The organism is Chryseobacterium sp. GQ58, assembly GCF_059758895.1.
On sequence record NZ_JCAXEH010000003.1, the window covers coordinates 146,048 to 160,553 of the forward strand.

The window sequence follows — 14,506 nt, forward strand, 5'->3', positions numbered from 1 at the left end:
ATCATTATTTAAAGGAAGAATGACCGGAGAATCGTTGCTGCCACAATCAGAAATATACACGCACCGAACCAGCTGGCTGCGGTCTTGCTCGTGTCTGGATCGCCGCTGCTGAACTTATTGTAGACCTTTACCCCTCCGATCAGCCCGACAACTGCCCCGATAGCATAGATAAGCTGGGTGGCCGGTTCAAAATAAGAGGTCACCATCTGGGTGGCTTCGTTGATACCTGCAGTACCATTGCCTTGGGCAAAGGCACCTGTGATTGCCATCAGGTTTAAACCTAATACCATGAGTTTTTTTCTTTGTTTTTTCATAATTGAAACGCATTAATTGGTTATGGTATGCCGCACTTTGCGGAACTATGAGACAAAGATGTCAGAGCCCTGGAATTATTTTAGTCGATTGGCATCATCGGGAATCTTTTGGCTGTTAACTAACAGTGTTCTTGCCTGGATTCATTTATAATTAATTGTAAATTTGTAAGGAATTAAAAAAGGAAATAATGGATAAAAGGTTCACAGACATTATTGAACTCATCAAGGGATCTCGAAACAATGCTATAAAAACAGTCAATGCGGAACTGATCAATTTATATTGGAACATTGGTGAATATATCAGTAAAAAGGTAGAACTAAGTGAATGGGGACAATCCGTGGTCAAAGAATTATCCCAATACATCCAAAGCAATGAACCTGAAATCAAAGGGTTTTCGGATAAGAACCTTTGGAGAATGAAGCAGTTTTATGAAACCTACAAGGGTTTTCCAAAAGTCTCAACACTGTTGAGAGAAATCAGCTGGTCCCATAATTTGGCTATTTTTTCACGTTGCAAGACAATTGAAGAACAGGAGTTTTACATCAAACTGACAAAGCAGGAAAATTACAGTTTCAGGGAACTCGACAGGCAAATCTCCAGCAGCCTTTTTGAAAGGACGATGATCGGAAATTCAAATCTCTCAACAGTGTTGAGAGAAACCAATGCCGAAATTACAAACACCTTTAAGGACAGCTATATTTTCGACTTTTTAAATTTACCTGAAACGTTCAATGAAAGTGATCTCCAAAAAGGCCTGATACAGCAAATGAAAAACTTCATCCTGGAATTAGGCAGAGATTTTCTTTTTATCAGCGAGGAGTATAAAGTGCAGGTTGGTAATTCTGATTTTTATATCGATCTTTTATTCTTTCATAGAGGCCTGCAATGCCTCGTCGCATTTGAACTGAAAGCAGATAAATTCAAACCCGAACATTTGGGTCAGCTCAATTTTTATCTGGAGGCTCTCGACAGGGATGTCAAACGTCAGAATGAAAACCCAAGCATCGGCGTACTGCTGTGTAAAGACAAGGACAGCGAAGTGGTAGAATATGCGCTGAGCAGAAGTCTGTCTCCAACCATGGTCTCTGAATACAAGACCCAGCTTCCGGACAAAAAAGTTCTGCAGCAGAAATTACATGAGTTGTTTGACAGCAGGGAATAAATTTCTAATCTAATCGTCATTTTTGGGCTTGAATTTATAATCTGAGCCTTTCTTAAAAATAAAATATTAAGGGGAATTTACCTAAATAAACTCCCCGATATCGAAACCTTCGGCTCCATCTTTGCGCTTCATAGAAATAACCTTGTCATCATTCGAAATACTATGGCTTAGCAAAGATGTTATTCGCTTTGAAGCATCTTCCAATGAATTTTCTAAAAGTTCAAAAAGCTCGGTTCCCTGAATTTTTTGAATGATGTTAACTGCTTCTTGTTCTAAGGCAGGCTCCAGCACATCTAGCTGAAGCAACTGTCCCGCAGTACTCAATTCCTGAAAGGTAACCCCTGTAGCAAACCCGCTTTCAATTTTAGAATCATCCTGATATTGCCACCCTTCCTCTTCCTCCCAATCATTAGTTTGGACCAGTATATCGTCAATTTCTTTCTTTGACGCAATATTTTCAAATACTTCTTCCTTGGTTTCTGGATCAAGATTATTTGTTTTAGGTGCGATAGATTCGCTCTGGCCTTGATCAGCATCAGAAGGCACTGATTTTCTTTCTTCTTTCTTTGTTTCGCCCATAATAGATGGTCCATCAGAATGATTATTGGTGTCTTTTTCCTGAGTACGCGGGTTTGAAAACTTCTTTTCCCAAAGGATCAGGATGATTATAATTAACAAACCAGTGATGATTAATTGTTCCATAAGATGATATTTTAAAAGATTGGACGGTATTTGCTGTTGAAATCATCAGTAATCTCTTTTTCAAACGTTTCGAAGTGGTACGCCAAAATATTATCGAGATAAGCATATAAAGGGATTTGATCTTCGGCAATAATCTGGATGATCCGGGAAAGTCGTTCATGATATTCAGGACGTATATAGATACTTTTATCTCCACGCTTGGTCATCGTGTGATGCGTTAGAAACTGCTCAGCGTAAGTAATTTCAACGCTTCGCTTGCTCTTTGGTTTTTGCTTCAAAACCGGATTTTCTTTTGGGGAATCCAGTTCTTGACTTTGCAATTCTTTCTTTGTGCTGCCAGCCATGATGGACATCAGATATTGTTCATCAATACTGTTGTCTTCGCTGTTTATTTTATTATGGTTCATCTTTTACAATTTTACAATTCTTAAAAACTCATCCATAAACTGATCCAGCCTGCATAATGCCATCAATTTAGGGTCTGCGGGCAGTAATGTCGAACGGAAAACGGTTTTTGCGACCGTCTCACCTTCTTTACGAAATCTCTTGCTATCTGTGATGGAAGTTTCCATTAATTGAAGTCCCAGATCTTGAATCACCTTACTGTAATTTTTATACAATGGTGTTTTTTCTCTGCCATCGACCTGGTTCCAGAAAAGATGTATGCTTTTGATCTCGGTATGCTTTTTCTTCATTAGGACATTGGTCATGACATCTGTAAAACTCAGGGTGCTTTCCAGGACAACCCGATCTGCCGTGATGGGAGAAAAAATGTAGTGAACATTGGCGAGTGTACTCAAAATGCCCGCAGTGTTGACCGTGCCGGGTAGATCCAGAAAAACGACGTCCGGCGCAACTTCGGAATTAACAAGATACTCTTCAAACTCTTCCAAAACCGTATCGGTCTTACTCTGGAAAACAGGATAGGCTTTTTTATTAATGCTGGTGAACTGCTTATGGGCCATTTTTTTTAATACCTCATTTTGCATCACTGTTTTTAGATCCCGTTCTCTCATCTGTATCAAACTGTACTGGGGAAAATCACAGTCAAACACTGCGACATTATATCCCAAACGGTAATGAAGAATACTGGCCAAAAGCGCTGTAAAAGTGCTTTTACCTACCCCTCCCTTTTGAGTGGAAAAGGCAATAATTGCTGGTTCTTTTTTTGTTTCCATTTTTTCTGATTTTATAGTTAAACATTGGTAGTCGCTACATCTATAGTGACAATTGGCGAGCAGGCTTGAATTACATCCAGCTTTGTCGTAATCTTGGACTCCTAAAGGTATTCCTGACTTCCAGCTTGAGAGTAAGGCATCTATCAGTAGGGAAAGGATTCTGTACTTCAGTCAAGATATCAGTTCAGACTGATCCCTATTTTGTCAGATGTCTTTTAGGCTATCCTGACTTCCGGAAAGCTGGAAAGCCTGCCTTCAAGATCTCAAACAATTTTGCCATACATCAGTCCTGCAGATATTCTTTTACAAATAAATAACATCAGATTGTACTCAGTTATGACTGGTTGTCTTTGGCGCGCGGTGGTTTTGCTTGGCATTCTGAACATCAGAGAATCTGTTAGGCATTGTTGTTTACTTTGTCAAAGGTTAATTGACTGGTTTAAAGCTCTCAATCTTTAGACATATGATGAGTCTGCAATGCTGGACTCAGTCTATCATATTGTGGGTATATCCTTTCACCCGAAAGGGGCAAGTTGTGTTTTGAGCATCTCGAAACGTTTTCCGATGCTCAAAACCACTTGCCCTTGCAGGGGACTGAAAACAATCTCCGAAGTCGATGTTTTATGAAATTAAATGGATTGATTATGAATGAACATAATGGCAAACAACATAAAAAGACAGGACGCCGTCCGAAAACGGATCCTGCTACAATTCGATACACAATCTCTTTCAATGCAGTCGAGAATGCACGATTTCTCGACCTTTTTGAACAATCAGGAATGAAAGTAAAAGCCCACTTTATTACATCTTGTATTTTCGAAAAGAAAATCAAGACCGTGAAAGTTGACAAAGGAACAGCCGATTTCTATATGCGGTTGACCTCATTTCACAGTCAGTTCAGGGCAGTTGGAGTCAATTATAATCAGATCGTGAAGATCCTATATCACAATTTTCCTGAAAAAAAAGCGGCAGCTCTACTCTATAAATTGGAAAAACAGACTTTAGAAATGGTCGATATCTTCAAAAAAGTAATGCAGCTTACAGAGGAATTTGATCAAAAACATTTGAAAAATTCAGAATAAAATGATCGCAAAAATTGGCAGAAGCAGCAATCTTTTCGGCACATTATCGTACAATAACTTAAAAATGGAACAGGAAAAGGGAGAAATCCTGTTGACGAACAAAATGATCGAAACATCTGATGCCAAATATTCTGTTTCTCAATTAGCGAAATCATTTGAACCTTACCTTTTAGCGAATCGAAAAACCGAAAAGCATACGTTGCATATCTCGCTGAATCCTGATCCTAAAGACAGGGTTTCTGATGAAAAATATAGAGAAATGGCTCAGTTTTACATGGAAGAAATGGGTTACGGGAACCAGCCATTCGTCGTATTCAAACATTCTGATATCGGCCGTAGTCATATTCATATTGTTTCAGTCTGTATAGATGAAGAAGGAAAAAAAATTTCTGATAGGTTCGAGAGAATACTGTCGATGAATGTATGTCGTGAACTGGAACGAAAATATGGATTGATAACCGCAACAGATAAGAAAAGCACTAAAAATGATAAGATTTTCTGTCCTGTGGATTATAGAGCTGGTGATGTAAAAAGTCAGATTGCTTCCGTCGTTCGCCATCTTCCGAAGTATTACCAATATCAAACGTTCGGGGAGTACAATGCCTTGCTTTCCCTTTTCAATATTACAGCCGAGAAAATAGAGGGCGAATTGCAGGGACAGATGAAGAGAGGTTTATTGTATATTCCCTTAAATAAGAGAGGCGAGAGAGCCGGACATCCGCTAAAGGCATCATTGTTTGGAAAGAACGCAGGGCTTTCGGCTATAGAACTGCATTGTACGAAATGCAAAACAGCTTTAAAAGATATCCCAAATAAAAACACCTTAAAATCTGCTATTGTCATCGCCCTGCAAACTACAACCGATGAACAGGCTTTTAAAAAGCAGTTAACGGAACAAGGCATTGACACAGTGATACGCCGGAATGATGCAGGGCGCCTTTACGGGATAACTTTTATAGACCATTATTCCAAGACGGTTTGGAACGGTTCGCGATTGGGAAAGGAACTTTCCGCCAATAGCTTCAATGATCTTTGGGACAATACTATTAAAGCAAATAGTAAAGAACATGCTGAACTACCATCGAAAAACTTGACAGGAAATCAGGCAGATCTTTCTGCTGAAGAGCCACACCAGTTGTTCGACTTCATGTCCACGAATAAGCAAGAGAACGGCTTAATTGAAGCGTTAGGCAGTTTACTCCCTGACGCCCAAGGTGAAGATGACGACGAACTGGCTTTTGTCAATAAAATGCATAGGAGAAAGAAACACCAAAGGGGTCGACGGTAGAAATGAGATTACCTTCTCTTTACATCAGGTTACTGTAAATAGTCTTTCTATATTTTTGATTGTTAAACGATTATTTAATTGGTGCTCAGGGTCTTCGGGAGAAAATTGTTAATTTTGTAAGGAAAATGATTTAATGACACTCCTTTGGACAGAAAGCTACCTAAGAAAACAAATAATATAACGAATGATAACAAAGAGTGAAATTTTAAATTAAAACGTTGAGTTCTTCTACTCGTATGGCTCCTTTGAATCGGAAGATATGGTCAACCGCTTCTACAATGAGTGTCGCTTTCAATGTCTTTTCAGTCGAGAGAACACACTACAAAATATTTGATGTAAGACCTTTGTCTTTCGGTGCGAAAATGTTTCTCAAATTTCATTTTCGTAATAACAGTAAATCTACAAAAATCATCCTACTCTCGTATATTCCATCAATAAGAACAATGGTCTTTTAAATAAAGTAATTTCGGATGTTTGAACAAAGTCAGACTTAGATCGCCTATCTACCTTTGTTTCATCAATAACAAATAAAATTAAAAAAATGGAACAGAACAATTATCAGGGAGCATTGCAACAACCAATCGGTTCGGGCTTCGACGCGAAATCAACGGCAGCAGATGTCATCAAAGGTATCGATCTTACAGGAAAAATCGCTATAGTTACAGGCGGTAATACAGGCATCGGTCTGGAAACCACTAAAACATTGGCACAGGCTGGAGCAACGGTCATTGTTCCGGCAAGGGACACGGGGAAAGCAAAACGTAACCTGGAAGGCGTTGTAAATGTCGAAATAGAGCCTATGGATTTAATGGATCCGGCCTCAATTGATGCATTTGCTGAGAAATTCTTAGCTTCGGGAAGGCCACTTCATCTGCTGATAAATAATGCGGGCATTATGTGGGTACCGCTTCGCTACGACAGCCGTGGTATCGAATCACAACTGGCTACCAATTACCTGGCACAATTCCAATTGACCGCGAGACTGTGGCCTGCACTCAAACAAGCGAATGGTGCCAGGGTCATTAATGTATCTTCGCACGGCCATCAGTTCGGAACCTTCGATTTTGATGATCCCAACTTTAAGAACCGCGAATATGAAACATTACAGGCTTATGGGCAGTCTAAAACAACCAGTAACTTATTTGCAGTGGAGTTGGATAATCGTTCCAAAGCTTTCAATGTACGGGCATACAGTCTGCATCCAGGTTCCATTGCAGGAACAGAACTGGGAAGGGAGGCACCATTGGAATTGTTTGTAAAAATGGGTTTTGTGGATGAAAAGGGCAATATGTTCCCCGAAGTATTGGCTTCTCTCAAAACCATACCACAGGGTGCGGCGACAACAGTATGGTGTGCTACTACATCTCTGCTCAACATCACAGGTGGCGTATACTGCGAGGATGCGGATATAGCTCCCTTGGCATCCGATAGTGAACTGTCTCCAGGGGTAAAACGCTATTCGCTAGACAAGGCCGATGCCAACCGCTTATGGGAATGGAGCGAAGCGGCCATTGGTATATCTTTTCCAATTATTTAATCCCAAACTAAAGAACTAAAAACAGTAAAAGATAAAATCGCCATCATTACAGGCAGAAGAACGGGAGCCGATTTTGGATCTCTGTTGTCTTAAAGTTAAACTGGACTTTTAAACAAAGTCATATGGTTGATATTTTTTATCTTTACCATACTGTATTCTTAAAAGGACAGGCATAAAAGACATACCCATGCAATACGAGGCAAAATATATAACAGATGACATCAAACTTTCCTGCTATGAGGACAAGTTTTTTAAATCAGACATTATGTTTGAGCATCATATGTTGATCTGGTTCATTTCGGGCGAAACAAAAATCGTTCAGGCAGATTCGACTTACATTTTTAAGGAAGGGGATATTTTCCTGATCCCGAGAAACCAATTAGCTACTATCATCAATTATCCTAAAGACGGAAAACCACACAAAACGGTAGTAATGCACCTTTCCACAGCAAGGTTAAGAGATTTTTATGCGTATCTGGATGTACAGCTTAAAGCTATTGAATCGCAGAAAATCTATCACTTCAGCAATCACCCTTTGTTGGCAAGCTGTTTATCGTCCCTGATTCCGTATTTCGATATGAGCGTTTTGCCAGAGGATATCGCATCCTTGAAAATTACAGAAGCCATCAGCATCCTGAGAACGATCGACAAAAGTATAGACAACACATTGGCGAATTTTAAGGACCCGGGTAAGATCGATCTGGTAGGATATATGGAAAAGAACTTTATGTTTAACCTTCCTTTGGAAAAATTCAGTTACCTGACCGGAAGAAGCCTGACTACTTTTAAAAGAGACTTCAGTAAAGTATTCCATACAACACCGCAACGCTGGCTCACCCAAAAAAGGTTGGAACTGGCACATTACCAGTTTACGGAAAAGCGGAAACGCCCGATTGATGTCTGTTACGAGACGGGGTTTGAAAACCTGTCACACTTTTCATTCGCATTCAAAAAACACTTTGGCTATGCACCAACTGAATTGCTAAGCCAACTTAACGATAACCTTTAAAATACAATTGAATATGCCTTGGAACCCTGAAAAATACAATCAGTTTAAAAACATCCGATACCAACCTTTTTTTGATTTAACAGCAATGATTTCAGCAAAGGGATTAAAAAACGCCATAGACATCGGCTGTGGCACAGGCGAACAAACTGCAATCTTGTCTGGAAAATTTGAAAACACTTCATTTCTAGGTATTGACTTGTCTGAAGAAATGCTGTCTGAATCCGATAAATATGCCCGTGAAAATTTACAGTTCAGCAATCTGTCCATAGAAGCGTTTGCAAAAAGTGATTCATCCTGGGATCTGGTTTTCAGCAATGCGGCTTTGCAGTGGACAAGTAATCACAAGGAATTGTTTCCTGTATTGATTTCAAAGCTTAATCATCAAGGCCAGTTTGCAGTACAGATGCCAGTTCAGAATGAAAACCTACTCAATAAACTGCTCCTTGAACTGGTTCAGGAAAAGCCGTTCGTAGATTTTTTAGACGGTTGGAAAAGAATATCTCCAGTACTAAGTAGTGATGAATATACGCAGATTCTATTTGACAGCGGATTGGGAGAAATACAGATCATTCAAAAAGTATATCCAATTATAGCCGATAGTTCGCAACAGTTGTTTGATTTCATTGCCGGTTCGTCGTTAATACCTTATTTGGAGAGAATGCAGGAAGAGGAACAAAATATTTTTATTACGGCATACAAAAAGAGTATTGAAACCGCATTTATAAAATTCCCGGCTATTTATGCTTTCAAACGCCTACTTCTGTATGGAAAAAAGGAATAATAAAATACCAAATACCGCCAGCCACTGCCAATAGCTACGACACTCTTGTAGCCATTTCAAAGAGCCTTTAAATTCACGTCCAAAACATTAACTTAAAATAATGCAGGGAGAAGATGATTTAAGAGGGTTAGCCAAAATAATGGCTTTTATGCGGGCAGTCAGTATTCTGTTGGTTCTGATGCACCTTTATTGGTTCTGCCATGGTTTCTTTTTAGAGCGTGGCTGGACTTTGGATGTTATCAACAAGATATTACGCAATTTAGACCTAACAGCAGGTTTGTTTTCACACACCTTAAATACCAAAGTTTTTGCTTTGGTATTATTGGCGTTGAGCTGTTTAGGTACAAGAGGTGTAAAGAATGAGAAGATAACCAGGTCTAAAATTTACGTAGCTTTGAGCGTTGGCCTTGTGTTATTCTTTATGAATACACCGTTGCTAAAGCGATCTCCGGGAATAGGTACGTTTCTTTACATCCTTACTATTTCGTTAGGCTATATTGTTTTGCTGATGGCAGGTGTATGGATGAGCCGTTTGCTTCGCAACAATCTGATGAACGACGTTTTCAACAATGAGAATGAGAGTTTTCAGCAGGAAACCAAACTAATGGAAAACCAGTATTCTGTCAATCTGCCCACCAAGTTTTATTACAAGGGCAAATGGAACAATGGTTGGATAAACATTGTAAATCCTTTCAGGGCATCAATCGTATTAGGCACTCCGGGTTCGGGAAAATCTTATGCAATCATCAACAACTATATCAAGCAGCAGATCGAGAAAGGGTTCTCGATGTACATCTATGATTTCAAGTTTGACGACCTTTCCACCATTGCCTACAATCATTTGTTAAAGCATAGGGATAAATACAAAAATCAACCGAAATTTTACGTGATAAATTTCGACGATCCACGAAAGAGCCATCGTTGCAACCCACTCAATCCCGACTTTATGACCGACATTTCTGACGCTTACGAAGCGGCTTATACCATAATGCTAAACCTCAACAGATCATGGATACAAAAGCAAGGGGATTTTTTTGTGGAAAGTCCGATTATCCTCTTGGCTGCAATAATCTGGTATCTGAAAATCTATGAGGATGGCAGGTATTGTACATTCCCGCATGCCATTGAATTACTGAATAAAAAGTATTCGGACGTATTTACGATTTTAACTTCATACCCCGAGTTGGAGAACTACCTATCACCCTTTATGGATGCATGGCAAGGCGGCGCACAGGACCAGTTGCAGGGACAAATAGCTTCAGCAAAAATTCCGCTGTCAAGAATGATTAGCCCGCAGTTGTATTGGGTAATGACAGGTGATGATTTTACACTTGACATTAATAATCCGGAAGAACCCAAGATATTATGTGTCGGCAACAACCCGGATCGTCAGAATATTTACTCGGCTGCACTGGGCCTTTACAATTCTCGAATTGTAAAGCTGATTAATAAAAAGGGCAAATTAAAGAGTTCGGTTATTATAGATGAGCTGCCCACGATTTATTTTAGAGGACTGGACAATCTTATTGCAACGGCGAGAAGTAATAAGGTAGCAGTATGTTTGGGTTTTCAGGATTTTTCGCAACTAACCAGGGATTACGGCGACAAAGAGAGCAAGGTAATACAGAATACTGTAGGTAATATTTTCAGCGGTCAAGTGGTGGGAGAAACGGCAAAAAGCCTTTCGGAACGTTTTGGCAAAATATTGCAGAAACGCCAAAGTATAACCATCAACCGTAACGATAAATCGACCTCTATATCAACCCAATTAGATAGCCTTATTCCGGCTTCCAAAATTTCAACGCTTACACAAGGTATATTTGTTGGTTCGGTATCGGATAACTTCGATGAACGTATTGAGCAAAAGATATTTCACGCTGAAATTGTGGTGGATAATGAAAAGGTCGCAGCTGAAACCAAAGCCTATCATAAGATACCGCAAATCTTATCTTTTGTAAATGAGCAGGGCGAGGATAAGATGAAGTATGAAATTGAAAGTAATTACAAACAAATAAAATCAGACATCCTGAATATTGTTGTAAGTGAAACGGAGCGTATCAAGAATGATCCCGATTTACAGCATTTGATAGATAATCAAGAACACAAGTCTATTTGATACGCTCATTCATTTCAGGAACATCCAGCTTTTTCTAAATTGACGGCTTTTGAAGATTGAGGATTTCTCTTGAGTGCAAATACCTCAAAATTGTTTTTTAGTGTTAAAGTGATTATTCTGATAAAAGTACTTAGCCTCTTACGAAATAACAGGTTTCGAAAACCTTTAGATAGATTCAACCAAAACCGTACAGTTTTATAACAAGATTATGGTGATATTATGAATGTTTTTAATAAATCAACTTTACTTTTTAAAATTATCTCTAACCGTATTTCCCAATTAACGGTTACTGGGAATTTAAAGATCATGAGAGATTAAAACATACAATATAAAGCATCCCCAAAAGATGTAAATTTTAGGGATGCTCTATATTTATACATTTATTTTCTTATCTAAAATCTTACCAGTCAATTTATTAGCTAGTGGTAAGAGAAGCAATACACAAGTGTAAACAACAGGCAATGAAATAAGCCAAGATTTAAAAAGTGCACCGATCCAATTTTCAAGCGAAACCCCTTTACTTAAACTTGACAAGGCTGACATAATAAAAGTTGTCGGTAGAACAACAAAAAAGGTGCTGATTAATTGGTAGCGTCTATCTTTCTTAGAATTTACCATTATCATTTTTTCGTTTTTCAGGTTCAGGTATTGTTTCAACGACATCCCAATGTTCTACAATTTTATCATCTTCAACTCTATACAGATCGTAGAATGCAACGTGTTCTTCATTAAAAAAACCTTCACTTAATACCAGGACAAAATTTCCCTCTCCGAGTACTTTATGTATTTTACTATAAACCTGAGGCTTGCCGTCATTTTCCCATTTTTCCAACGTACTAAGAAATTCTTGTACGCCGTCGCCCATGTGTGGATTATGTTGGATCAATTCATCTCCCCTGAAATAAGTTGATATTAACTCAATTCGTCTATCAACAAGAATGTCTTTAAAAAAGTTTTTTACAAGGGTTTTGTTCAACTCAGTTTTATGATGATCTATTGCCTTGGTCTTTCCGTCGGTCATTGTTCTTCCACTTTTGTTCAGCTTTTTTGAATTGACTTGAAGATTATCCCAATGTTCAACGCTTACACCATTTTCAAACCGGTGTATGTCAAAAGCAACCGTAGGTTCAAAAAGGAAATAGTCTACATGAACAAATCCAAAATCACCATCTTGAAATTTTCGAACTACATTAGTGTAGACCTTATCCATAGGCATTTGCTCATGCAAATCCAAAATTGCTTGTAAGCCTGTTGCTACTTGTGGATTATGTTGCTTATAAGAATTAGGATTGATTAATCCCACTTCTGATAATGTTTCAGTTTCAATGCTATTTTGTATAGCTTCAGCTTTGTCTCTATTTGATAATTCCATTTTTTAATTTATATGATTAATTATTATTGACAAAAGTACAGACCTTGTGCACGTAAAAAAATACAGGTAAAAATATTGGTATAGGGATAATATTATCCTATGGTACTGAAAACGAAATATATTGTAAATTTGTTCCCTAAAGAGACTATCCATGTACGAGAAAAAAATACCGAAAGATTTTAGTTGTGGCATTAGTATAACATTTGAGATTATTGGAGGTAAATGGAAGCCTTGCCTAATTAATTCTATCAATAGAGGAATCCGAAGACCTAGTGAGCTCGCGAAGAAACATCCGCTTGCGAGTAAAAGAGTTTTAAATTTACAATTGAAAGAATTGGAGGCATATGGCGTTGTAAGAAAAGTTATTTATCCTGTGCTCCCTCCTAAAGTCGAATATTTTTTAACTGAAGTAGGTGAATCGTTGGTACCACTTGTTGATATGATGGAAAATTGGGGAAGTGATTTTATGAATGATTTTTACAAGAGACAGGAAATTATATACTCTGAAACTATTCTCAATGAAACATCATTATAGGGTATAATTATAATTGACAGCGTAAACTTTGATAAAAAATGGTAAGCTCGTTATCAAGATAAATCTTTAAAGTTTATATATTTTTAAACAAATTAAGCAAGCATCGTATTTAGGGATTGCACCCGTTTCTTTAAGCGAATACGAAACAGGCAATAATTTCAACAACAAAGCATTTCTTTATTGTTATCGTTTCGAACGTTTAGCTCAAAGTAACTTTGTAAAAAATAAATAATATGGATTTATCAGAGTATTATTCAAAGACGTAATTGAAAAATAAAAAGTATGATGAAATGTTGATTAATAAATATTTCAGTGAAAATTATATTCAGATTGTGAACGCTAAAGAATTGGATTTTGAAAACTTTAAAGCAATTTAGAATCAACCGTATAAATATCAACATATAATGAAAATATTAAATAGTACAAAAAACGACATACCTGAGATTTTTAAACTTTATAAATTAGCCACGACGTTTCAGAAGGAAAAGTTTCCTGGAAACCAATGGCCACAATTTGATGAAGCATTAATAGAAAGGGAAGTGATTGAAAACCGCCAATTTAAATTGTTGATTGATGAGAAAATTGCCTGCGTTTGGGCAATTACATACAGCGACCCGGAGATTTGGGAAGATGACGACGGGGTTTCTTCTCTTTACATTCATAGAATAGCAACAAACCCGAATTTCAGAGGCAACAATTTCATAAAGATCATCGTAGATTGGGCAAAAGATTTCGCCAAAGACAAAAAATATATCCGTATGGATACTTGTGGTGAAAATATAAAGCTGATTCAACACTACAAAAATTGTGGATTTAGTTTTTTAGGAATCAAAAAGTTGAAAAATTTCGTGAATCTTCCTTCACATTACCACAATGCAGATGTGTGCTATTTTGAAATTAAATTACCTAAAGAAGGTTTTTAATACTTTAAAATATCTTATCAATATATTTGACCAGTCGGCTAGTTCTAGAAGACTCCAGAGCGGAGACTTTTTATTGATTAGTGTATTGTATTATAAACTAGCTTTAAAATTGAAAAGAAGAATTGTAATGGCATACGTATGATACTACCACTGCTCTTCTTCACTTTCTTTGAAATATTGCATAAGATTGTCGTTGAGTAGCTGGATAATTTTTATTGGTCCTTTTTTCTGTTTCGAATTTCAAAAATGGTTTTATGGTAATTTCCTAAATCAATCTGCAAAGAATTTTCTGCAAATTTCATTACCTCGCTAAATCTTTAGAAATTGTAAACTTGTCAAAGCATTTACTAATTTGTTATATGAACAAGCGATAAATCAGCTTCTTCAATTTCGGGGCTTTGCGATGGTGGGACAATCTAAGCACAAATCTTCAATTTTGCACAAAAGTTGAACCGAAGAAATACCGTTGAACTTGCAGTCCGCCCCACTATTGCAAAACCCTTGTT

At 37.7% G+C, this 14,506-nt stretch carries 15 protein-coding genes; 9 read left to right on the plus strand and 6 right to left on the minus strand.

Features of this window, described 5'->3' with window-relative positions:
• Positions 1-8: 8 nt before the first annotated feature.
• Entirely contained in the window at positions 9-314 is a 306-nt protein-coding gene (locus tag AC6CHK_RS08610; protein WP_498095246.1) for a DUF4134 domain-containing protein, read from the minus strand.
• A 188-nt stretch (positions 315-502) separates the two neighbouring features.
• Here AC6CHK_RS08610 and AC6CHK_RS08615 point away from each other — a divergent pair, with 188 nt between their 5' ends.
• Positions 503-1,477 (plus strand): PDDEXK nuclease domain-containing protein, encoded by a 975-nt coding sequence (locus AC6CHK_RS08615; RefSeq protein WP_498095247.1) that lies wholly within the window; start codon positions 503-505, stop codon positions 1,475-1,477.
• Positions 1,478-1,558: 81 nt separating this feature from the next.
• On the opposite strand, the gene AC6CHK_RS08620 is transcribed toward AC6CHK_RS08615, so the two are convergent.
• From AC6CHK_RS08620 to AC6CHK_RS08630, 3 genes are read right to left on the minus strand one after another with little or no spacing between them, the layout of a single operon-like run.
• A complete protein-coding gene (locus tag AC6CHK_RS08620; RefSeq protein ID WP_498095248.1) occupies positions 1,559-2,179 on the minus strand; it encodes a hypothetical protein in 621 nt (206 codons plus the stop codon).
• Between the two features lie 11 nt (positions 2,180-2,190).
• Positions 2,191-2,586, minus strand: coding sequence for a DUF3408 domain-containing protein (locus AC6CHK_RS08625; RefSeq protein WP_498095249.1), 396 nt, complete (start codon positions 2,584-2,586; stop codon positions 2,191-2,193).
• Between the two features lie 3 nt (positions 2,587-2,589).
• Positions 2,590-3,357 (minus strand): ParA family protein, encoded by a 768-nt coding sequence (locus AC6CHK_RS08630; protein WP_498095250.1) that lies wholly within the window; start codon positions 3,355-3,357, stop codon positions 2,590-2,592.
• A gap of 644 nt (positions 3,358-4,001) precedes the next feature.
• On the opposite strand from AC6CHK_RS08630, the gene mobA reads away from it, so the two are divergent.
• From mobA to mobC, 6 genes are all read left to right on the plus strand, one after another.
• The gene (gene mobA, locus AC6CHK_RS08635) at positions 4,002-4,439 is read left to right on the plus strand and encodes a conjugal transfer protein MobA (protein ID WP_498095251.1); all 438 of its coding nucleotides are present in this window, start codon (positions 4,002-4,004) and stop codon (positions 4,437-4,439) included.
• Between the two features lies 1 nt (position 4,440).
• Positions 4,441-5,727: a conjugal transfer protein MobB gene (gene mobB / locus AC6CHK_RS08640; protein ID WP_498095252.1), complete on the plus strand. Its 1,287-nt coding sequence runs from the start codon at positions 4,441-4,443 to the stop codon at positions 5,725-5,727.
• Between the two features lie 541 nt (positions 5,728-6,268).
• A complete protein-coding gene (locus AC6CHK_RS08645; RefSeq protein WP_498095253.1) occupies positions 6,269-7,264 on the plus strand; it encodes an SDR family NAD(P)-dependent oxidoreductase in 996 nt (331 codons plus the stop codon).
• Positions 7,265-7,451: 187 nt separating this feature from the next.
• Positions 7,452-8,273 (plus strand): helix-turn-helix domain-containing protein, encoded by an 822-nt coding sequence (locus tag AC6CHK_RS08650; protein WP_498095254.1) that lies wholly within the window; start codon positions 7,452-7,454, stop codon positions 8,271-8,273.
• Between the two features lie 13 nt (positions 8,274-8,286).
• The gene (locus AC6CHK_RS08655; protein ID WP_498095255.1) at positions 8,287-9,054 is read left to right on the plus strand and encodes a methyltransferase domain-containing protein; all 768 of its coding nucleotides are present in this window, start codon (positions 8,287-8,289) and stop codon (positions 9,052-9,054) included.
• Between the two features lie 100 nt (positions 9,055-9,154).
• The gene (gene mobC / locus AC6CHK_RS08660) at positions 9,155-11,170 is read left to right on the plus strand and encodes a conjugal transfer protein MobC (protein ID WP_498095256.1); all 2,016 of its coding nucleotides are present in this window, start codon (positions 9,155-9,157) and stop codon (positions 11,168-11,170) included.
• A 372-nt stretch (positions 11,171-11,542) separates the two neighbouring features.
• Here the strand turns inward: mobC and AC6CHK_RS08665 are convergent, their stop codons facing one another.
• Both AC6CHK_RS08665 and AC6CHK_RS08670 read right to left on the minus strand, forming a co-directional pair.
• Positions 11,543-11,788, minus strand: a complete 246-nt coding sequence (locus tag AC6CHK_RS08665) for a DUF2798 domain-containing protein (protein WP_498095257.1) — start codon at positions 11,786-11,788, stop codon at positions 11,543-11,545.
• Positions 11,775-12,542, minus strand: coding sequence for a nuclear transport factor 2 family protein (locus AC6CHK_RS08670; RefSeq protein ID WP_498095258.1), 768 nt, complete (start codon positions 12,540-12,542; stop codon positions 11,775-11,777). The genes AC6CHK_RS08665 and AC6CHK_RS08670 overlap by 14 nt, the downstream gene beginning before the upstream one ends.
• Positions 12,543-12,693: 151 nt before the next feature.
• Between AC6CHK_RS08670 and AC6CHK_RS08675 the strand changes: the two genes are divergently transcribed.
• Together AC6CHK_RS08675 and AC6CHK_RS08680 are read left to right on the plus strand one after the other, a co-directional pair.
• Positions 12,694-13,077, plus strand: a complete 384-nt coding sequence (locus AC6CHK_RS08675) for a winged helix-turn-helix transcriptional regulator (RefSeq protein ID WP_498095259.1) — start codon at positions 12,694-12,696, stop codon at positions 13,075-13,077.
• 404 nt (positions 13,078-13,481) lie between these two features.
• The gene (locus AC6CHK_RS08680; RefSeq protein WP_498095260.1) at positions 13,482-14,000 is read left to right on the plus strand and encodes a GNAT family N-acetyltransferase; all 519 of its coding nucleotides are present in this window, start codon (positions 13,482-13,484) and stop codon (positions 13,998-14,000) included.
• The last annotated feature ends 506 nt before the right edge of the window (positions 14,001-14,506 follow it).